The sequence below is a fragment of the Streptomyces sp. NPDC000983 genome (assembly GCF_040299205.1).
Lineage (GTDB): Bacteria > Actinomycetota > Actinomycetes > Streptomycetales > Streptomycetaceae > Streptomyces.
Window position 1 is genome coordinate 36,474 of the sequence record NZ_JBEPBM010000019.1, and the last position, 18,771, is coordinate 55,244.

The 18,771-nt window shown below is 73.2% G+C and carries 18 protein-coding genes and 5 tRNA genes; 8 read left to right on the top strand and 15 right to left on the bottom strand.

Translation table 11 applies throughout. The features are described from left to right. Positions 1-142 precede the first annotated feature (142 nt). The 5 genes from ABT296_RS22215 (at position 143) to ABT296_RS22235 (ending at position 612) form a co-directional block, all read left to right on the top strand. Positions 143-215: transfer RNA gene (locus tag ABT296_RS22215), tRNA-Gly, on the top strand. Positions 216-253: 38 nt separating this feature from the next. Further along, positions 254-327 (top strand) — tRNA-Cys (locus ABT296_RS22220). A 1-nt stretch (position 328) separates the two neighbouring features. Then, a tRNA-Val gene (locus tag ABT296_RS22225) sits at positions 329-400 on the top strand. 34 nt (positions 401-434) lie between these two features. Then, positions 435-506: transfer RNA gene (locus ABT296_RS22230), tRNA-Val, on the top strand. A gap of 34 nt (positions 507-540) precedes the next feature. Further along, positions 541-612: transfer RNA gene (locus tag ABT296_RS22235), tRNA-Val, on the top strand. A gap of 74 nt (positions 613-686) precedes the next feature. Here the strand turns inward: ABT296_RS22235 and ABT296_RS22240 are convergent. From ABT296_RS22240 to ABT296_RS22255, 4 genes are all read right to left on the bottom strand, one after another. Continuing rightward, positions 687-983: a TFIIB-type zinc ribbon-containing protein gene (locus tag ABT296_RS22240; protein WP_351929933.1), complete on the bottom strand. Its 297-nt coding sequence runs from the start codon at positions 981-983 to the stop codon at positions 687-689. An 80-nt stretch (positions 984-1,063) separates the two neighbouring features. Continuing rightward, the gene (locus tag ABT296_RS22245; RefSeq protein WP_351929935.1) at positions 1,064-2,014 is read right to left on the bottom strand and encodes a phosphotransferase family protein; all 951 of its coding nucleotides are present in this window, start codon (positions 2,012-2,014) and stop codon (positions 1,064-1,066) included. Positions 2,015-2,253: 239 nt separating this feature from the next. Continuing rightward, a complete protein-coding gene (locus ABT296_RS22250; RefSeq protein WP_351929936.1) occupies positions 2,254-2,433 on the bottom strand; it encodes a hypothetical protein in 180 nt (59 codons plus the stop codon). Between the two features lie 194 nt (positions 2,434-2,627). Beyond that, positions 2,628-2,903 carry a DUF8836 family protein gene (locus tag ABT296_RS22255; protein WP_351929938.1) on the bottom strand — a complete coding sequence of 92 codons (276 nt, stop codon included), beginning with the start codon at positions 2,901-2,903 and terminating at the stop codon, positions 2,628-2,630. Positions 2,904-3,098: 195 nt separating this feature from the next. On the opposite strand from ABT296_RS22255, the gene ABT296_RS22260 reads away from it, so the two are divergent. Then, a complete protein-coding gene (locus ABT296_RS22260; protein ID WP_351929940.1) occupies positions 3,099-4,433 on the top strand; it encodes a serine/threonine-protein kinase in 1,335 nt (444 codons plus the stop codon). 50 nt (positions 4,434-4,483) lie between these two features. On the opposite strand, the gene ABT296_RS22265 is transcribed toward ABT296_RS22260, so the two are convergent. The 9 genes from ABT296_RS22265 to ABT296_RS22305 all read right to left on the bottom strand — a co-directional run bounded on the left by ABT296_RS22265 (position 4,484) and on the right by ABT296_RS22305 (position 16,815). Further along, a complete protein-coding gene (locus tag ABT296_RS22265; protein WP_351929942.1) occupies positions 4,484-5,302 on the bottom strand; it encodes a TrmH family RNA methyltransferase in 819 nt (272 codons plus the stop codon). Between the two features lie 64 nt (positions 5,303-5,366). Beyond that, on the bottom strand, positions 5,367-6,599 hold the full coding sequence (cobA, locus tag ABT296_RS22270; protein WP_351929944.1) for a uroporphyrinogen-III C-methyltransferase: 1,233 nt from the start codon (positions 6,597-6,599) through the stop codon (positions 5,367-5,369). A gap of 289 nt (positions 6,600-6,888) precedes the next feature. Continuing rightward, positions 6,889-10,725 carry a nicotinate-nucleotide--dimethylbenzimidazole phosphoribosyltransferase gene (gene cobT / locus ABT296_RS22275; protein WP_351929946.1) on the bottom strand — a complete coding sequence of 1,279 codons (3,837 nt, stop codon included), beginning with the start codon at positions 10,723-10,725 and terminating at the stop codon, positions 6,889-6,891. A 366-nt stretch (positions 10,726-11,091) separates the two neighbouring features. After that, positions 11,092-12,303, bottom strand: a complete 1,212-nt coding sequence (gene cbiE, locus ABT296_RS22280) for a precorrin-6y C5,15-methyltransferase (decarboxylating) subunit CbiE (protein ID WP_351929948.1) — start codon at positions 12,301-12,303, stop codon at positions 11,092-11,094. A gap of 67 nt (positions 12,304-12,370) precedes the next feature. Beyond that, complete coding sequence (locus ABT296_RS22285) at positions 12,371-13,009, bottom strand: GNAT family N-acetyltransferase (RefSeq protein ID WP_351929950.1); 639 nt, start codon at positions 13,007-13,009, stop codon at positions 12,371-12,373. 156 nt (positions 13,010-13,165) lie between these two features. After that, positions 13,166-13,999, bottom strand: a complete 834-nt coding sequence (locus tag ABT296_RS22290) for a MetQ/NlpA family ABC transporter substrate-binding protein (RefSeq protein ID WP_351929952.1) — start codon at positions 13,997-13,999, stop codon at positions 13,166-13,168. Positions 14,000-14,074: 75 nt separating this feature from the next. Then, positions 14,075-14,800 (bottom strand): methionine ABC transporter permease, encoded by a 726-nt coding sequence (locus ABT296_RS22295; protein WP_351929953.1) that lies wholly within the window; start codon positions 14,798-14,800, stop codon positions 14,075-14,077. Further along, on the bottom strand, positions 14,797-15,834 hold the full coding sequence (locus tag ABT296_RS22300) for a methionine ABC transporter ATP-binding protein (RefSeq protein ID WP_351929955.1): 1,038 nt from the start codon (positions 15,832-15,834) through the stop codon (positions 14,797-14,799). The genes ABT296_RS22295 and ABT296_RS22300 overlap by 4 nt, the downstream gene beginning before the upstream one ends. Before the next feature lie 330 nt (positions 15,835-16,164). Beyond that, a complete protein-coding gene (locus tag ABT296_RS22305; RefSeq protein WP_351929957.1) occupies positions 16,165-16,815 on the bottom strand; it encodes an HAD family hydrolase in 651 nt (216 codons plus the stop codon). 69 nt (positions 16,816-16,884) lie between these two features. On the opposite strand from ABT296_RS22305, the gene ABT296_RS22310 reads away from it, so the two are divergent. Together ABT296_RS22310 and ABT296_RS22315 are read left to right on the top strand one after the other, a co-directional pair. Next, the gene (locus tag ABT296_RS22310; protein WP_351929959.1) at positions 16,885-17,244 is read left to right on the top strand and encodes a hypothetical protein; all 360 of its coding nucleotides are present in this window, start codon (positions 16,885-16,887) and stop codon (positions 17,242-17,244) included. Continuing rightward, entirely contained in the window at positions 17,225-17,659 is a 435-nt protein-coding gene (locus tag ABT296_RS22315) for a hypothetical protein (RefSeq protein WP_351929961.1), read from the top strand. Before ABT296_RS22310 ends, ABT296_RS22315 begins: the two co-directional genes overlap by 20 nt. Here ABT296_RS22315 and ABT296_RS22320 read toward each other — a convergent pair. Continuing rightward, complete coding sequence (locus ABT296_RS22320; RefSeq protein ID WP_351930129.1) at positions 17,649-18,146, bottom strand: GNAT family N-acetyltransferase; 498 nt, start codon at positions 18,144-18,146, stop codon at positions 17,649-17,651. The genes ABT296_RS22315 and ABT296_RS22320 overlap by 11 nt on opposite strands. 45 nt (positions 18,147-18,191) lie before the next feature. Continuing rightward, entirely contained in the window at positions 18,192-18,698 is a 507-nt protein-coding gene (locus tag ABT296_RS22325) for a sigma-70 family RNA polymerase sigma factor (RefSeq protein ID WP_351929963.1), read from the bottom strand. Positions 18,699-18,771 lie beyond the last annotated feature (73 nt).

The window sequence follows — 18,771 nt, forward strand, 5'->3', positions numbered from 1 at the left end:
GTCGCGGGGCCCCGAGCGGGTCCCCGAGCAGGTGGGGAGGGGGGCCGGTGCAGCACGCTGCGCAAACGCGTTTTTGTGCTGGCCCCGGAATCCGCTAGAGTTCAACACGTCGCCGGGACGCGCAAGCGCACCGAAACGACAGGCGGACGTAGCTCAGTTGGTAGAGCGCAACCTTGCCAAGGTTGAGGTCGCGAGTTCGAGCCTCGTCGTCCGCTCGATGGAACAGGGGATCCACCCGACCCCCTGCACTCCTGGTGGAGTGGCCGAGAGGCGAGGCAACGGCCTGCAAAGCCGTCTACACGGGTTCAAATCCCGTCTCCACCTCCAAGGACGATTAGCTCAGCGGGAGAGCGCTTCCCTGACACGGAAGAGGTCACTGGTTCAATCCCAGTATCGTCCACTGGATCTTCAGCAGATCTTCGAAGGTCCGTCCCGCGCGATTAGCTCAGCGGGAGAGCGCTTCCCTGACACGGAAGAGGTCACTGGTTCAATCCCAGTATCGCGCACGCAGTACGGGTGATCTTCGGATCACTGTCCCGAGGACGATTAGCTCAGCGGGAGAGCGCTTCCCTGACACGGAAGAGGTCACTGGTTCAATCCCAGTATCGTCCACACCTCGACGAAGCCCCCGGCCGCCCACAGCGGCCGGGGGCTTCGTCGTGCGGAGCGCGGCCCGTCCGGCCGGCTCAGCTGGAGAAGAGCATGTGGCCGAAGCTCTTGTGACGCTTGTGGCCGTAGTGCCCCCCGTGGTGCGGGGCTCCCCAGGCGGGGGCCGCGGGTGCCGGCGGGACCGGGGCGGCCGGGTACGCCTGCGGGGCGGGCGGCGCGGGAGGTGCCGGCTGGGACCACTGGGACTCCAGGCGGGTCAGCGCCTCCAGCTCACCGTAGTCGAGGAATATCCCCCGGCAGCCGCTGCACTGCTCGATCTGAACGCCGTTGCGGTTGTAGGTGTGCATCGCGGCACGGCACTTTGGACACTGCATCGTCGGCTCAACTCCTCGCCGGTCGGTCCTGCTTCGGGTGTCGCCAGGACAGACTCTGTCCGGCTCCGGTCGGTTGCACCCTACTTGGCGGATTCGCACGTCAACTCGGTTGGGGGTGATGCCATTCGTCCGCAGGCGTCGACCACGGACCGCTCGACCTCGTCGAGGGGACGGGCAGCGCGTACGGCCTTGGCGACGGCGGTGGCGGCGGTCTGCACGGTCAGGGCGCGGGCCGGGACGTCGAGGGCGGCCCACGGATCGCCGTGCGCGGGCACGGCCGGGCCGCCCGCCGCGCGGTACGCGGCCAGGAAGCGGGTCCATTCCCCGGGCGGGAGGAGTCCGCAGGCGTACCAGGCGGCGGGACGGGCGAGGTCCCAGGCCGGGACGCCGGTGCCGAGGTCGTCGACGTCTATCAGGCGCCAGGGGCCGTGCGGGGCGGGGTGGCGCACCAGCTGGCCGAGGTGGAAGTCGCCGTGGCACAGGGCGGGCGTCGCACTGTCCGGGGGCGGGGTCTCGGCGCGGGCCCAGGCGGGGAGGGCGCGCCAGGCGTTCAGGACCGGGGCGGCCGCGGGGCCGGGGTGCTCGGCGATGGCGGACCTGAGACGTTCCACGGCGCGGGCCGCCTTCTCGGGGCCGCGCATCGGGGGTGTGCCCGGCAGGGGGGGCCGACTGTGGAGCAGGGCGAGGAGGGTGCCCGCGGCCTCCCAGGGTGCGCTGTCCGGGTCCCCGGGGTCGACGGGTGTGCCGTAGGGCCAGCAGGTCAGGAGGCGGTCGCCGAGCGGGGTGGGGCCGGTGAGCGGGGGCAGCAGGATTCCGGGGAGGTGTGCGGCCGTGGCCAGGCGCACGGCGAGCGCGGCGGGGTCGGCGTCCGCGGCGTGCGCCTTGGCGACCGCGGTGCCGTGGCGGACCACGGTGCCGTCCGGGCGGTCGGCGAGCGTGCGGGGTGCGTCGCAGGAGCATCCGGCGTCCTGGGCGTGGGCGGCGTCCGCTGCGGCGCGGGCCAGCTCCGGCACGAGCGGGTTCGGTGTCACGGGGCTCCCTGCGGGGGTGGGTCTGGGGGTGAGGGTACGCAGGGGCGGTGGGCGGCTTCTCGGCCGGGCTGACGATGAAGGGCGGGCGGAGGTGTCGGTTCCGGCTGGGGCGAAAAATAATGCCGGCGCAGCTCCCCAGCTGCGCCGGCATTGTTGCCGTCCGCCGCACCCCCGTCCCCACGGGGTTTCATGGATGGATGTCCCCGCCCGGACCGCTCTTCCGGGCCTGGGGTCGCCGCTCAGCGCCCCAGCACCACACCCACGGACGACGCCTGTCTGGCCACCGTCTCCCACCCGTCGAAGACGAGGAGGAGCAGGGCCGCCAGGGGAAGGGCCATCAGCGTCGCCACCAGCGGGTGGCGACGGCCGTCGCGGCGGGGGCGGACCGCCGTGCGGGTCCGCGGTGCCGGGTAGGCCATGGTCCCTCTCCTGACCGTTCGGTTGTCGTGGAGCGGCGGGTGTCTGACCTCGGGGGACGAGTGCTGCACCCGCCGCTTGACCTCAAATCTACGGGCGCGCCCCGGCGCGGACGTCATGCCCTCGTACCGATTGCCGGGCCTCCCGGAGTATGAGCCATGACCTGCGGAGTACTCCCCTGGGTGGAGACCGCGTCCTAGGTCTCGGGGTCTTCCCGGAGGGGGCGCCCGGTGTGCCCCGCTTTCTCCGAGGCGTCCTCGCGCGGCACCGGCTGTTCGACCAGCGCCAGGACCCGGTTCGCCATGAATCGCGCCGTACGGACGACGGTTCCGCTTCGGGTGACTTCGCTCACTTCCACCACACCTCGGCGTACCGCGGTCTCCACCCGGCGGCCCGCTCTGCTCGCCACCATCTCGTAGGTGCGGGTCGTGTCCCCCGCGTCCACGACTATCTCCACTCGATCGCCCTTCACGGGTTCAATCCCCCTTCTGTGACGGGTGGTTGGCATCCCGAGCAGGCCGAAGTCGGCCTGCTCACCGGCTCCCTGACCACTCCTCAATTCTCGCACCGGGCACTGACAATCCGTCCTGCCGAGAGGGCGCGGCCTCTGCGCACGGGCGGCCGGGGAAACGTAAGCTGTGGCTCGTCACAAGACCGGGCAGCGGGGATGAACATGGCGATGATGCGCCTGAGGCGCGAGGACCCGCGCGTCGTCGGCTCGTTCAGGCTTCACAGGCGGCTGGGCGCGGGCGGGATGGGCGTGGTCTACCTGGGCTCCGACAAGAAGGGGCAGCGGGTCGCGCTGAAGGTGATCCGGCCCGATCTGGCGGAGGACCAGGAGTTCCGGTCGCGGTTCGCGCGCGAGGTCTCCGCCGCCCGCCGGATCCGGGGCGGGTGCACGGCCCGGCTGGTCGCCGCGGACCTGGACGCCGACCGGCCGTGGTTCGCCACCCAGTACGTCCCCGGGCCCTCCCTGCACGACAAGGTCGTCGACGAGGGCTCGCTGGTCGCGGCGGAGGTCGCGGCGATCGGGGCGGCCCTGTCCGAGGGGCTGCTCGCGGTGCACGAGGCGGGGGTCGTCCACCGGGACCTGAAGCCGTCCAACATCCTGCTCTCCCCCAAGGGGCCGCGGATCATCGACTTCGGCATCGCCTGGGCGACCGGCGCCTCCACCCTCACCCACGTCGGTACGGCGGTGGGCTCGCCGGGCTTCCTCGCGCCCGAGCAGGTGCGCGGCGCCGCGGTGACCCCGGCGACGGACGTGTTCTCGCTCGGGGCGACGCTGGCGTACGCCTCGATGGGCGACTCGCCCTTCGGGCACGGCAGTTCGGAGGTGATGCTGTACCGCGTGGTGCACGAGGAGCCCCAGCTGCACGGTGTACCGGACGCGCTGGCCCCGCTGGTGCGGGCCTGTCTGGCGAAGGCTCCCGAGGAGCGGCCGACCACGCTCCAGCTGTCGCTGCGGCTGAAGGAGATCGCGGCCCGCGAGGCCCAGGGGCTCGCCGAGCTGCGGCCGCCCGCGCCGCGCGCGCCGGACGCGGACCGGCCCACCGGCCGGCTCAGCGAGAGCTACCCGGAGCGCACCCAGCGCCGTACTCAGGGGTCCTCCGGGGCGCAGGGAACGCCTCCGCCGCGCGGTACCGGCTCCTCTTCGCGCGGCTCGGTGCCCTCCCGCGGTGGCAGCGCCTCGCGCGGCGGCGGTGTCCCCTCGTCGGGGCGCTCGGGGCCGCGGCCCACGCCCGCCGCGCGGAACACCGGCCGGACCGGGGGCCGTCCCGCTCCGCGCAGTGGCGCCGGCCGGCCCGCTCCGCGCACCACCGGCACGGGGCGCCGGCCTGCCAATCCGCAGCTGCTGCGGCAGCGGCTGTTCGTGTTCGTCGTGGTGACCCTGCTGGTCGCGCTCGGCATCGCCGCCGCCCAGGGCTGCCAGGGCCCCGACCGGGGCCTCGGCGACCAGCGGAGCGTCGTGCGCGAGGAGCGCCCGGCCCCGCCGTCGCCGTAGCACTCGCCGCCGGTGACGGCGCGGCGGTAGGGGTCGACGCCTCGCGGTGGTTACGCCTCGGGGCGGCCCGTCGCCACCGCGTAGAAGGCGACCGCCGCGGCCGCGCCCACATTGAGGGAGTCCACGCCGTGGGCCATCGGGATGCGGACCCATTCGTCGGCGGCGACCAGGGCCTGACGGGACAGGCCGTCGCCCTCGGCACCGAGCATCAGAGCGACCCGGTCCATGCGGTGCGGGGCGGCCTCGTCGAGGGAGCTGGCCTTCTCGTCCGGGGTCAGCGCGAGCAGGTTGAAGCCGGCCTCGCGGACCGACTCCAGGCCCTTGGGCCAGGTGTCCAGGCGGGCGTAGGGCACGGAGAAGACGGCGCCCATCGACACCTTCACGCTGCGCCGGTAGAGCGGGTCGGCGCAGTCCGGCGAGAGCAGGACCGCGTCCATGCCGAGCGCCGCCGCCGAGCGGAAGATGGCGCCGATGTTGGTGTGGTCGTTGACCGACTCCATGATCACCACGCGGCGGGCGGTGCGCAGCAGGTCGGCCGCCGTGGGCAGGGGCTTGCGCTGCATGGAGGCGAGCGCGCCGCGGTGCACGTGGTAGCCGGTGACCCGTTCGGCCAGCTCCGGGCTCACCGCGTAGACGGGGGCCGGGAGTTCGTCGATGACGTCGCGCATGACGTCGACCCACTTGGCGGAGAGCAGCATCGAGCGCATCTCGTAGCCGGCTTCCTTCGCCCGGCGGATGACCTTCTCCCCCTCCGCGATGAACAGGCCCTCGGCGGGTTCGCGCCTGCGGCGCAGTTCCACGTCGGTCAGGCCCGTGTAGTCGCGCAGGCGCGGGTCGTCGGGATCCTCGACGGTGATGAGATCGGCCACAGGGTGATACTGCCTTGTCGTGCGTGCGGTGCCAACGGCTCCGGCGGGGATGAGTTACCTCGGGTTACGGCAAGGTCGCCGGACCGACCCGGACGACCTCGCCGATGACGACGACGGCCGGCGGCCTGACCTCCCGCGCGACCACGACCTCGGCGACGGTGGCGAGGGTGGCGTCGACCCGGCGCTGGGCGCTGGTGGTGCCCTCCTGGATCAGGGCGAGGGGGGTGTCCGGGGACTTGCCGTGCGCGATCAGTGTCGCGGCGACCTTCCCGATCGTGGCCACGCCCATCAGGATCACCAGGGTGCCCCTGAGCTTGGCGAGCGAGGGCCAGTCGACCAGGGAGCGCTCGTCGTCGGGGGCGACGTGACCGCTGACGACGGTGAACTCGTGCGCCACCCCGCGGTGGGTGACCGGGATCCCGGCCGCACCCGGGACCGAGATGGAACTGGAGATACCGGGCACGACGGTGCAGGGGATGCCGGCCTCGGTGAGCGCCTGGAGTTCCTCCATGCCGCGGCCGTAGACGTAGGGGTCGCCGCCCTTGAGACGGACCACCGACTTGCCCTGCTTGGCGTGTTCGATCAGGGCGTTGTTGATGGCCTCCTGAGCCATGAAGCGGCCGTAGGGCAGCTTCGCCGCGTCGATGACCTCGACGCTGGAGGGCAGTTCGGTGAGGAGGTCGCGTGGGCCGAGGTGGTCGGTGATCACGACGTCGGCCTCGGCGAGCAGGCGCCGGCCGCGGACGGTGATCAGGTCCGGGTCGCCGGGGCCGCCGCCGACCAGGGCGACGCCGGGGGTGCGGGCGCGGAAGTGGGGGGCGACCAGGCTGCCGTCGCGCAGGCCCTCGACGACCGCGTCACGGACGGCGGCGGTGTGCCGGGGGTCGCGGGACCGGCTGTCGGTGGTGAGGACGGCGACGGTCACGCCCTCGCTGTGACCGGTGGCGGGGGTCCATGCGGTGGCCGCCTCGGCGTCGTCGGAGCGGACGCAGAAGATGCGGTTGCGCTCGCCCTCGGCGGAGGCCGTGGTGTTCGCCTCCGCGTCACTGGTGGCGATCAGGGCGTACCAGGCGTCCGCGAGGTCGCCCTCCTCGTAGCGGCGCCGCAGCCAGGTGAACTCGCCCGCGTCCGCCATGGCCTGGACCGACGGGGTCACCCCGGGCGAGACGAGGGTGATGTCGGCGCCCGCCGCGATGAGCGCGGGCAGACGGCGCTGGGCGACCTGGCCGCCGCCGAGCACGACGACCCGACGGCCGGTGAGGCGCAGGCCAACGGGGTAGACGGGGTTTTCGGCCATGAGGGTATGGCTCCTCTGATGCGGCGGTACGAGGCCCTGACGTGCGGATTTTACGGGGCGGGCAGGCCGGGGGGCACGGGGTGTCCGGTGGCTGGGCAGGGCGTGCCCGGGGCCTGACGTCACGTTCCTGTCGCCCGCCCCGAGGGCGGGCCCGGAGGCGTCATGGGGAGCGCCTCCCGGTCGACGCGGCACGGACCGGGGGCGTACGAGCGGGCGTGCCGGGCGGACGGGAAGGTGACGGCAGGCTCCCGGGGACCCGGGGTGGTGCTCCCGGGTCCCTGGGGCGGGCCTACTTCTCGGTGACTCCGGCCGAGTCGAACGTGGCCACCTCGTGCATCGCCCGTGCCGTGCTCTGGACCAGGGGCAGGGCGAGCAGGGCGCCCGTGCCCTCGCCGAGCCGCAGGTCGAGGTCGACCAGCGGGCGCAGGCCCAGCTTGTTGAGGGCGGCGACATGGCCCGGTTCGGCGCTGCGGTGGCCGGCGATGCAGGCCGCGAGGACCTCGGGGGCGATGGCGCGGGCGACCAGGGCCGCCGCGCCGGCGCTCACGCCGTCCAGGATGACCGGGGTGCGCAGGGAGGCGCCGCCCAGCAGCAGGCCGACCATGGCGGCGTGTTCGAAGCCGCCGATCGCCGCCAGCACGCCGATGGGGTCGGCGGGGTCCGGCTGGTGGACCTCCAGGGCCCGGCGGACGACCTCGGTCTTGCGGGCGAGGGTCTCGTCGTTGATGCCGGTGCCGCGGCCGGTCACCTCGGCCGGGTCGGCCCCGGTGAAGACCGAGATCAGGGCGGCGGACGCGGTGGTGTTGGCGATGCCCATCTCACCGGTGAGCAGGGCCTTGTTGCCGGCCGCGACCAGATCCCGGGCCGTCTCGATGCCGACCTCGATGGCCTGCTTGGCCTCGTCGAGAGTCATCGCGGGACCGGTGGTCATGTCGGAGGTGCCGGCCCGGATCTTGCGGGGCAGCAGTCCGGGGGTGGCCGGGAGGTCGGCGGCGACACCGACGTCGACGACGCAGACCTCGGCGCCGACCTGGCCGGCGAAGGCGTTGCAGACCGCACCGCCGCCGAGGAAGTTGGCCACCATCTGGGCGGTGACCTCCTGCGGCCAGGGGGTGACGCCCTGGGCGTGCACTCCGTGGTCGCCAGCGAAGATCGCGACGGCCGCGGGCTCCGGGATGGGCGGCGGGCACTGGCGGGAGAGCCCGGACAGCTGCGCGGAGATGATCTCCAGCATGCCGAGCGCACCGGCCGGCTTGGTCATCCGCTTCTGGCGCTCCCACGCCTCGCCGAGCGCCTTGGCGTCCAGCGGGCGGATCTGCGCGACGGTCTCGGCAAGCAGGTCGTGGGGGTCCTCTCCGGGCAGGGCGCGACGGCCGTACGTCTCCTCGTGCACGACCCACGACAGCGGGCGGCGCTTGGACCAGCCGGCCTGCATCAGCTCGGGCTCGTCCGGGAACTCGTCGACGTACCCGACGCACAGGTAGGCGACGACCTCCAGGTGCTCGGGCAGCCCGAGCGTGCGGACCATCTCGCGCTCGTCGAAGAAGCTGACCCAGCCGACGCCGAGGCCCTCGGCGCGGGCGGCGAGCCAGAGGTTCTCCACGGCCAGCGCGGAGGAGTACGGGGCCATCTGCGGCTGGGTGTGACGGCCCAGCGTGTGCCGGCCGCCGCGCGTGGGGTCGGCGGTGACCACGATGTTCACCGGGGTGTCGAGGATCGCCTCGATCTTCAGTTCCTTGAACTGCTTGGCCCGGCCCTTGGGCAGCGACTTGGCGTAGGCGTCGCGCTGGCGCACGGCCAGTTCGTGCATGGTCCGGCGGGTCTCGGCGGAGCGGATGACGACGAAGTCCCAGGGCTGCGAGTGGCCGACGGAGGGGGCCGTGTGGGCGGCCTCCAGCACGCGCAGCAGCACCTCGTGCGGGATGGGGTCGCTGCGGAAGCCGTTGCGGATGTCCCGGCGCTCGCGCATGACCTTGAGCACGGCCTCGCGCTCGGCGTCGTCGTAGGCGGGCGCGGCGGGGCCGGTGGGCTGGCGCGGCTCGGCCGCCGGGGCCGGGCCCTCCTCCTGGTCGGCGGCCCTGGTGTCCAGGTCCTCGGCGTGCTGGACGAGTCCGGGGTCGCCCTCGCGGGGGGCGGGGACCGCGGGCGCCTCGGCGGGGGGCAGCACGATCGGCTGCGGCGGGGTCGGCGCGAGGTGCGGGGTGGTCGGCACCTGTCCGTCCACCGGTACGAACTGTCCCAGCGGCTGGTCCGGGGCCACGGCGGCGGGCGAGGGCTGCATCTGGGGCCCGGCGAGGTCGGCGACGTACGGCTGCGGCGCGGTCTGCGGCTCCTCCGCGACCGGGGCGGCGGCGACCACCTCGACCAGGTGCGGCTGCTGGGCGGGCTCGGGGGCGCCGGGGTCGGCGGGGGCCGCGGCGAAGGCGGGGTCGGCCGGGAGTCGGGCGGGGACGGCGGGGGTGGCGTCGTGGGGCGCGGGGGCTTCGGCGGGCGCCGTCGCGGGGGCGCCCTCGGGGGTGGCGGGGGCTTCGGCGGCGACCGGGGGCGCGGTGGGCGCGTCGGCAGCCGGGGGTACGGCGGGCGCGAGGGGCTGCGGCGGCAGGAGCGGCTCGGGTTGGGCGGCCTCGAGGGCCGGAGTGGCCTCGGGGGCCGGAGTGGCCTCGGCCATGGCGGGTTCCGGCGCCACGGTCGGCTCCGCTGCGGCGGCGGGCTCCTCGGCCGCGGCGGGCTCCTCGGCCACTACCAGGGCGGGGTCGGGGACCGGGACGTCGGCGGCGGTGAGGTCGGGAGCGGCCTGCTCGGGAGTGGTGAGCGGCTCGGCGGCGGGCTCGGGCGCGACAGGCTCGGGCGCGACGGGCTCGGGGGCGGCGGGCTCGGGGGCGGACTCAGGGTTCACGGCCTCGGCGGCCACGGCCTCCGGGGCGGCCTGCTCGGGGGTGGTCTCCTCGACGGCCCGGGGCGCGTCGGCCTCGGCGGCAACCGGCGCCTCGGCTTCGGCCGACGTCACGGCCTCGACCTCGGGAGCCTGCGGGGCGGCCGTGTCCTCGGCGACCGGCGGCTGCGGGGCCACGTCGGCCTCGGGCATCACGGCCTCCGGGGCCTCTGGGACCACCGGGGCCTCCGGGGCGGCGGGGGCCAGGTCCTGGGCAGGGTGCACGCCGTCGGAGTCGACAGACGGCTCGGCGGGCGACTCGGCGACCGGGAACACCGGCAGGCCGGCCTCCGCCTCGGGCGCCGGCACCTGACCGGGCTCGCCGGGCTCGGCGGACTGCACGGGCTCGGCGGGCTCCAGGCCCCCCGCACCCTCCGCAGGCTCCACGCCCTCCACCGGCCGCCCGTCCCCCGGGCCCTCGGCGAGGACCGCGTCGCCGGGCGCGGACGCCTCGGCCGGTGCCGCCTCGGTCACCGGAGCCTCCGCCACGGCCGACGCGTCCTCCCGCGGTTCCGGAGCCGCGTGCCCGTGCTCCTCCGCGTGCTGCGCCACGGCGACCGCCTCGGTCGTGAGCCGTGCCATGGCGGCCTGCGCCGGGTCCAGCGGCCCGGGAGCCGTCGCCACCGGCGCGAACTGCGGTGCGGGATGCGGAACAACCGTTTCGGCAGCCTGCGCCTCCGCGCCCACCTGGGCCGCGAGCGGCGAGGGGGCCGGGACCGGGCCGCCCCAGGGGGCGGCGGGCTGGGGCTGGAGCGCGTCCAGGTACTCGGGGCCCGCGGACGGCGGCGCCGGCTGCCGTACGGGCGCGCCCACCGCACCGCGGTCGGCGAGGGAGCGGACCGGGCTGGCGGAGGCGTCGGGGGTCGGCGGGCCGAGGTGCAGCGGGCGCCGCGGCGCGGCCGGCGCCACCGGGGACGGACCCGGGTTGCGGACCGCGCTGAGGTCGACCGAGCCGCTGTCCCGGCCGGAGATCTCGTGGGCACCGGGTTCGTGCAGGGCCTCCACGACCGGTTCCGGCGCGGGCGGGGCGACCTCGTTGCCCCACGCGCTCTGGGCGCCGGGCAGCAGCAACAGGTCTTCGTCCTCGGCGGTGGTCTCGGAGAGGTAGGTGTACGCGCCGGGGACGCCCGGCTGCTCCACCATGCCTGTGTCCTCCGGCAGTCCCTCGCCCGGAACCTGGCCGGTGTCGGTCATGCGTACCCCTCGCCCATCGGTTTAGTGCTTCTACGACCAGCTCACCGGAGCGGCGCACCGACCGCCCCGTAGAGAAGAACGAGCGTGTGTGCCCAGCGGCACGAACGACCCGTCCACAAAGACGACAAAGCCATTAACTGGCATTGTCGCGGCCGTTCCCCCGTCACAACAGCTTCATCGGTGACGAGCCCGCTGTGGACTGCGCCACGTTGCGCGTCCTCCGGTTCTGCCGTACCACACCCGCCCCAAAACGGTCGCGTTTTCCGGACATTGACCTACGAAGCGACGGCCGTCCGGGTGCGGTGCAACGATCGGCCAGCCTACCGCGCGCGGTACGACAACAGGATCACGGGGACGGCTTCGGAGTCAGGGCGTTCTGTCCGGCAGGACGCCGCTGAGCAGGAACGCGACGCTCCGCTCCGTCTCCGTCCAGGCCCGGGTGTCGAGTTCGACGGACTGGAGCAGCGCGCACTCGACGCGGTAGCCGTGCTCGGTCAGGTCCCGGCCGACGAGTTCGGCCTCGTCCCGGGTGGAGGCGTGGGTGACGATGCGCTGCGGACGGCGGTCGGCGACCGCGGAGACGACCGCCGCTCCCCCGCCGGCGACCCGGACGACATCGGGTTCGGGGAGGTTCTCCAGGACGTGCGGAGCGGTGCCGCGCACGATCTGGAGCTGGACGCCGAGGGCGCGCCCGTTGGCCTCGGTGCGCTCGCAGGCGCGGGGGTCGCGGTCGACGGCGATGACGGCGGCCCCGGCGCGGGCGGCTTCGGTGGCGAAGGCGCCGCTGCCGCAGCCGATGTCCCACACGAGGTCGCCGACGCGTGGTCCGAGCCGGGCCAGTTGGGCCGCGCGCAGCGGTTCCAGCTCGCCCTCGCCCATGAGTCCGCCGTAGGACTCGGCGGGCAGGGTCCAGCCGCGGGGGCCGGCGGCGGGGTCGCGGCCGGCGATCCAGCCGCCGCCCTCCACGGCCGAGGACGGTCCGCCGATGACGATGACGAGGTTGGGGTCGCGCCAGGTGTGGTCGGCGGCCTTGTCGGAGGTGACGACGGAGACCTGTTCGCGCTCGGTGCCCAGTTCCTCGCAGATGACGAAGGTGCGGTGGACGCCCTCCAGCAGCAGCCCGAGTTCGGCGGGGCCGGCGCCGGGTGAGGTGAGGACGGCGACCTTGGGATGGGCCCGGCACACGTTCACCGCGCGCCGCAGGGTGCGCCGGTGTGCGACGACCACCTGGGCGTCGTCCCAGGGCATGCCGGCGCGGGCGAAGGCGGCGGCGACCGAGGAGACGCCGGGGACGACCTCGACCTCCAGTCCGTACTCGGGCGCGCGCAGGGTGCGCACCACGCCGAAGAAGCCGGGGTCGCCGTCGGCGAGGACCACGGCTGTGCCGCGGTGGGTGGCGATGCGGCGGGCGGCGAGGGCGACGCTGCCGAGTCGGACGCGCTCCGCCCCGGACGGCACCTCGGGCAGTTCCAGATGGTGCGCGGCACCGGCCACCAGGGTGGCGGCGCCGAGCGCGCCGAGCGCCGCGGCGGTCAGGGGCGAGCCGTCCCAGCCGATCACCGTGACCCGGTCGGCCATCGTCGTCAGTCTCCAGGGGTTTACGCAGGCGGACGGGGTAGCCCGAGGGTATCCCGACCGGCCGGGGTCAGTTCCAGTCGGAGTAGGAGGAGAAACCGCCGTGGTCGGCCAGCTGGTCGCCGGTGCCCTCCAGGTCCTCCGGCAGCAGGCTCCAGACGATGAAGTCGGTGCGCAGGTCGGACCAGGTGCCGTCGTCGGTGCGGACGTGCGCTATGCAGGCGTTGCGCAGGACGCCCTCGCTGATGCAGCCGATCTTCTGGGCGACCTGCTGGCCGGCGGTGTTGTCGGCGGCCGTGCGCAGTTCGATGCGCTCGAACTTCTGGTCGCCGAAGAGCCACTGCGCGGTGGCGAGGGCGGCTTCGCAGGCGTAGCCCTCGCCGCGGGCCCAGGGGGCGATGATGTACGCCAACTCGGTGGCGCGGACGTGCCAGTTGGTCTTGGTCAGCTGGACGACGCCGACCAGGCGCTGGGTGAGGAACTCGGTGACGGCGAGGTCGAGGCCGCGGCCCGACTCCCTTTCGGTGGGCGCGTGTTCGCCGATCCAGGCGCGTGCGCCGGCCTCGGTGAAGGGTTGGGGGACGTCCGTCCAGGCGGCGACCTGCTCGTCGTTCATCATCTCGGTCAGGGCGGGCACGTCGTCCTCGTCGAGGGGACGCAGCACCAACCGCTCCGTGCTGATGGAGATGTTGGGGAAGGTGCTCGTCATGCGCCGCTCCGTAACCTTCGAAAACGTCAGCCTGCTGAACTGCCCAGCATGCAGCATGAAAGCACCGGACCGCACCACGGGGTCCGCCCTGTTCGAGAAGGACGGGCCGCGGGCGCGGTCCGGTGCTCAGAAGGCCGGGAGGGCCGAACTGACCGTTCAGAAGGAGGCGATGACGGAACCGGCGTACTTGTCCTCGATGAACTTCTTCACCTCGGGCGAGGTGAGGAGCTTCTCGAGCTTCTTCACGCGCGGGTCGTTCTCGTTGCCCTCCTTGACGGCGAGGAAGTTGCCGTAGGGGTTGTCGTCGGCGGACTCCAGGACGAGGGCGTCCTCGGCGGGCTTGAGGTCGGCCTCGATGGCGTAGTTGCCGTTGATCACCGCGGCGTCCACGTCGCTCAGGGAGCGCGGGGTCTGGGCCGCCTCGAGCTCCTTGAACTCCAGCTTCTTGGGGTTCTCGACGATGTCCGCGGGGGTCGCCTCGTTGCCGACGCCGTCCTTCAGCGTGATGATCCCGTTGGCGTCGAGGAGCTTGAGGGCGCGGGCCTCGTTGACGCTGTCGTTCGGGACGGCGATGGTGGCGCCGCTCTTGAGGTCGTCGGCGCTCTTGACCTTGCTGGAGTACAGGCCGAGCGGCTCCAGGTGGACCGTGACGGAGGGCACGATGTGGGTGCCGTTCTTCTTGTTGAAGTCGTCGAGGTACGGCTGGTTCTGGAAGTAGTTGGCGTCGACCGAGCCGTCCTCCGTCGCCGTGTTCGGCGTGACGTAGTCGGTGAACTCCTTGACCTCCAGGTCCAGGCCGGCGTCCTTCGCCAGGTTGTCCTTGACGTAGGTGAGGATCTCGGCGTGCGGGACGGGGCTGGCGGCGACGACCAGGGGGCCGCTGGTGTCGGTGGAGGAGGAGTCGCTGTCGGAGGAACCGCAGGCGGTCAGCCCGAAGGTGAGGGCTCCGGCGGCGAGGACGGCGGTGGTGATCTTGGCGGTGTTACGCACGAAAAGTGCCTTTCCTTATGGGTGGTGCGGCCCCGTCGTGGGTGGACGGGGAGTCCGTGGGGTGGTGCGGGCGGGTCAGGTCGCGGTGCCGGTGGCCGTGGATGCCTTCAGCAGCCGGAGCCGGGGCCCGGGGCCGGAGCGGCCGCCGCGGCGGTGCAGGGAGCGGGCCGCGTAGTCGCCGGCGAACTGGATGAGGGAGATGACCACGGCGAGGATCGCCACGGTGATCCACATCAGCTCGGTCTCGAAGCGCTGGTAGCCGTAGCGGATGGCGATGTCGCCGAGGCCGCCCGCGCCGACCGTGCCGGCCATCGCGGAGTAGCCGATGAGGGCGACGATCGTGGTGGTCGTGGAGGAGATCAGCGAGGGCAGGGACTCGGGTACGAGGACCTTGCGCACGATCGTCCAGGTGTTGCCGCCCATCGACTGCACGGCCTCGACGAGTCCGCCGTCCACTTCGCGGACGGCCGTCTCGACCAGGCGGGCGAAGAACGGGATCGCTCCGATGGCGAGCGGCACGATGGCGGCCTCGCGCCCGATGGTGGTGCCGGTGATGGAGCGGGTGAACCCCATCAGCGCGACCATCAGGATGATGAACGGCATCGAGCGGGCGACGTTCACGACCTGCCCGATCACCTTGTTGGCGACGACGTTCTGGAGCAGTCCGTCCTTGTCGGTGAGGACGAGGAGGATGCCGAGCGGGAGTCCGCCGACGACGGCGATGAGCGTGGACCAGCCGACCATGTAGAGGGTGTCCCAACACGCCTGCTCCAGCAGCGGCTGCATCTCGGACCAGGTCACTTGGACACGCCTTCCTTCAGCAGAACGGGCTCCTGGCCCAGGACGTCGATCTGGAGACCCTGCTCGCGCAGGAAGCCGATCGGCACGACGTTGTCCTCGTAGCGGCCGGGCAGTTCGATGCGCATCCGGCCGACCTGGAGGCCGCCGACGGTGTCGATGGCGGCGCCGAGGATCGAGATGTCGACGTTGTAGGTGCGCGACAGCTGGGAGATGACCGGCTGGGTGGCGGCCTCGCCGTGGAAGGTGACGTCGAGGACGGTGCGGTCCTCGCCGGTGGCGTCGCCGCCGACCGGGAACAGTGCGGCGGCCAGCTGGGAGCCGGGGGTGGCGAGCAGTTCGCTGACGGTGCCGGACTCCACGACGCGGCCCCGCTCCATGAGGGCGGCCGAGTCGCAGATGGACTTCACGACGTCCATCTCGTGCGTGATGAGCAGCACCGTCAGGCCGAGCTGGCGGTTGAGGTCGCGCAGCAGCTGGAGGATGGAGCGGGTGGTCTCCGGGTCCAGGGCGCTGGTGGCCTCGTCGGAGAGCAGCACCTTGGGGTCGCCGGCCAGGGCGCGGGCGATGCCGACGCGCTGCTTCTGGCCGCCGGAGAGCTGGGCGGGGTACGCGTTGGCCTTGTCGGCGAGTCCGACCAGGTCGAGCAGGTCGAGCGCCTTGCGGGAGCGCTCCTTGCCGGAGACGCCGAGGATCTCCAGCGGCAGTTCGACGTTGTCCTGCACGGTGCGCGAGGACAGCAGGTTGAAGTGCTGGAAGACCATGCCGATCGTGCTGCGCGCCCGCCGCAGTTCCCGGCCGGCGCGGGGGCCGCGGCCGGCCAGCGCGGTGAGGTCCCGGCCGGCGACGGTGACCGTGCCGGCGGTGGGGCGCTCCAGGAGGTTGACGCAGCGGATGAGGGAGGACTTGCCGGCGCCGGACTGGCCGATGACGCCGTACACCTCGCCCTCGCGGACGTGCAGGTCGACGCCGTCGAGGGCGGTGACCTCACGACCGGCGGTGCGGTAGACCTTGGTCAGGCCCGATGTCGTGATCACTGGGGTTTCCGTCACTGTCGAGTACGCGGGCGTGGGTGTGCCCTGGTACGGGAGGAAAGATGTGCGCGGGGCGACGGGGTCACGTACGGCTGGAGGCGTACGGACGCGCCGTGGCGGCTCGCTTCGGGGCGCGAGGCTCGGGGGGTGGTGCGGGGGCCCTCTAGAAGGCGCACATTCGACACATACAACGAGCACCGGGCGTCATGGTCGCCTCGGTCGCAAAGCTGCGGCTGCTCGTCGTGGTCATGCGATCAGTAAAGCAGACGGATTACGTGGACCGGGAACCGCTGTCCGGATGCCGGACAGCGGTGGACACCCGGCGGGGGTGGTTCAGGCCCGGACGGAGATCTCCACTCCCCGGTCGGTGACCAGGGCGGACAAGGCCGAGAGGTCCTTCACCACCAGGTCGGCGTCGAGCTCGTCGGCCCGGTGGGTTGTGGCCAAGGCCACGGTGGTCATACCGGCGGCGCGGCCGGCCTGGAGACCGGCGGGGGCGTCCTCGAAGACGACGCAGCGGGCCGGGTCGACGCCGAGTCGGCGGGCGGCGAGGAGGTAGGGCTCGGGGTCGGGCTTGCCGCGGGTGATGTCGTCGGCCGCGATCAGCGTCTTGGGCAGGATGCCGACGGCGTCGAGGCGGGCCTCGGCGAGCCGGCGGGTGGCGGAGGTCACCACGGCCCACCGCTCGGCGGGCAGGGAGTAGAGGAAGGACCGGGTGCCGGGCAGCAGTTCCACGCCGCCGTTGGGTACGTCCTCCACCTCCAGCGTCTCGATGCGGGCCACGGCCTCGGCGACGATGTCGGCGGGCAGCAGGTCGGCGGCTATCTCGGCGGCCGGCCGGCCGTGCAGTTCGACGCGCGCGAACTGTTCGGCGGTGATGCCGTACTCGCCCGCCCACCGGGTCCAGCAGCGGTCGACGGAGGCCAGGGAGGAGACGAGGGTGCCGTCGTTGTCGAACAGCAGGGCCTCGGCGTGGATGTACATGGCACCGACCCTACGGTGCCCGCCGGGGGTGGCCGCACCTGGCCATATGGCCCGTAATAGGGTCGCTCCATGCTTGATGCCCTGACGCTCGTGACCGGCGTCGCCGCCCTGCTGCTCGCCGCGTGGTGCGGCTTCGCCGCGTACCGCGACGAGGCGACGAAGGACTGGCACTTCATCGGCATGGCCGTGGTGACCCTGCTGGCCCTGGTCCAGCTGGTCGTCGGGATCGTGCAGCTCGCGCGCGGGGAGGACCCGGAGCAGGGCACGACGATCTTCGTCGCCTATCTGCTGGGCGCGTTCGCCTGTGTGCCGGCGGCGGGGTTCATGTCGCTGGCCGAGCGGACGAAGTGGGGCTCGCTCACGGTCGCGTCCGGCGCCGTGGTGCTGGCGGTGCTGGAGGTGCGTCTCTATGACATCTGGGGAGGCTGACGTGAGCACGGAGCGGCCGGCGCAGCGGCTCATCGGCGGGCCCGGCATGCTGCTGGTGTGGCTGTACGGCGTGATGGTGGTCGGCGCCGTGTCGCGCTCGGCGGTGCAGATCTCCACGGAGTTCGACCACGCCCCGCTCGCCTACTCGCTGTCGGCGGTGGCGGGCGTGGTCTACGGCTTCATCACGTACACGCTGGTCAGGGGCGGCGAGACGGCCCGCAGGGCGGCGCTGGTGTGCTGCGCCGCCGAACTCGCGGGCGTCCTGGTGGTCGGCACCTGGACCCTGGTGGAGCCCTCGGCGTTCCCCGACTCGACGGTGTGGTCCGACTACGGCATGGGGTACCTGTTCATCCCCGTACTGCTGCCGCTGTCGGCGATCCACTGGCTGCGCAGGGCGGGTGGCGTCACGCGGTAGCCGCGTACGCCCCGGCCGCCTTCTCCAGCACGATCATCGGTACGCCGTCCGTGCCCTCGGAAGTGCCCACCGCGGTGTAGCCGACCTTGCGGTAGAGGCGCAGGGGGCCTTCGCTGCGGTGGCCGGTGTGCAGCCGGAACCGGGTGGCGCCGCGCTCCTCGGCGAGCGCGGATTCGGCCGCCCGGAGCAGTCGGGCGCCGATGCCGTGGCCCTGGAGGCGGGGGTGGACGCAGAGCTTGCCGATGGCGGCGGCGCCGTCCTCGGTGAGCGAACCGCGGACCGAGCCGACCACCTCGTCGCCGAGCCGGGCCACGAAGACGCAGTCCCCGGCGACCTCCTCGCGCACTGAGTCCATGGTCTGGACGAGCGGGTCGATGCGGTAGTTGCCGTACAGGGCCGCCTCGCTCTGGAAGCAGAGGTACTGCAACTTGAAGATCTGCTCCGCGTCCTGCACGGTCGCCGCAGAGATGGTCACGCTCATGCCCATGTGCGCACGCCTCCCGCTCACCTGATCACCTGTTGTCCCTCACTCCTATCCCCGTGCTCCGTAAGCCGCAACCTCCGGCGCAAGCAATCGCCTGAGACAACCCAGACATCTGGAGCGTTCCGGGCCAAGACTTCCCTGTGAGATACCCAACTCCCCCGCGATCTCCCGGTATGTCAGATCTCTCGGCGAGAGCAGCGCCTCGACCAGCCGGGGGCAGCGGCCGGGCAGCCGGCGGACGGCGTCGCGCAGGGCGCGGTGCCGGGCGGCCCGGAGCGCGAGGCCCTCGGGCCCGGGGGCGGCCTCGTCGGCGGGCTCGGCGCCGTAGGGGTGTTCGAGGCGGGTGGTACGGCGGCTGCGGCGGACCTCACTGCGGACGGCCGAGCGGAGCCAGCGCTCGGGGTCGGCCGGCGGGCCCTGGACGTCGAGGAGTTCCAGCAGGCGCAGCCAGACCGCCTGTTCCAGGTCGGCGGAGTCGGCTCCGGAGGCGTGCGCCTCGGCCGACGCCTCCGCGGCGAGCAGGGGGCGCAGGGTACGGAGGAGGTCGTGGCTCATGTCCGGCACGACGCGGCCGCCCGGGCGACGGGTTGCCCGGGCGGCCGTTCCTCACCCCAACCGGGGCATATGC

Excerpts from the sequence above, each read along its gene's own strand:
- ABT296_RS22320 (WP_351930129.1), bottom strand. The coding sequence starts at position 18,146 with ATGGGCATGAGCGTGACCATCTCTGCGGCGACCGTGCAGGACGCGGAG.
- cobT (WP_351929946.1), bottom strand. The coding sequence starts at position 10,725 with ATGACCGACACCGGCCAGGTTCCGGGCGAGGGACTGCCGGAGGACACA.
- ABT296_RS22305 (WP_351929957.1), bottom strand. The coding sequence starts at position 16,815 with ATGTACATCCACGCCGAGGCCCTGCTGTTCGACAACGACGGCACCCTC.
- cbiE (WP_351929948.1), bottom strand. The coding sequence starts at position 12,303 with ATGGCCGACCGGGTCACGGTGATCGGCTGGGACGGCTCGCCCCTGACC.
- ABT296_RS22325 (WP_351929963.1), bottom strand. The coding sequence starts at position 18,698 with ATGAGCCACGACCTCCTCCGTACCCTGCGCCCCCTGCTCGCCGCGGAG.
- ABT296_RS22315 (WP_351929961.1), top strand. The coding sequence starts at position 17,225 with ATGACATCTGGGGAGGCTGACGTGAGCACGGAGCGGCCGGCGCAGCGG.
- ABT296_RS22310 (WP_351929959.1), top strand. The coding sequence starts at position 16,885 with ATGCTTGATGCCCTGACGCTCGTGACCGGCGTCGCCGCCCTGCTGCTC.
- ABT296_RS22250 (WP_351929936.1), bottom strand. The coding sequence starts at position 2,433 with ATGGCCTACCCGGCACCGCGGACCCGCACGGCGGTCCGCCCCCGCCGC.
- cobA (WP_351929944.1), bottom strand. The coding sequence starts at position 6,599 with ATGGCCGAAAACCCCGTCTACCCCGTTGGCCTGCGCCTCACCGGCCGT.
- ABT296_RS22285 (WP_351929950.1), bottom strand. The coding sequence starts at position 13,009 with ATGACGAGCACCTTCCCCAACATCTCCATCAGCACGGAGCGGTTGGTG.
- ABT296_RS22260 (WP_351929940.1), top strand. The coding sequence starts at position 3,099 with ATGAACATGGCGATGATGCGCCTGAGGCGCGAGGACCCGCGCGTCGTC.
- ABT296_RS22240 (WP_351929933.1), bottom strand. The coding sequence starts at position 983 with ATGCAGTGTCCAAAGTGCCGTGCCGCGATGCACACCTACAACCGCAAC.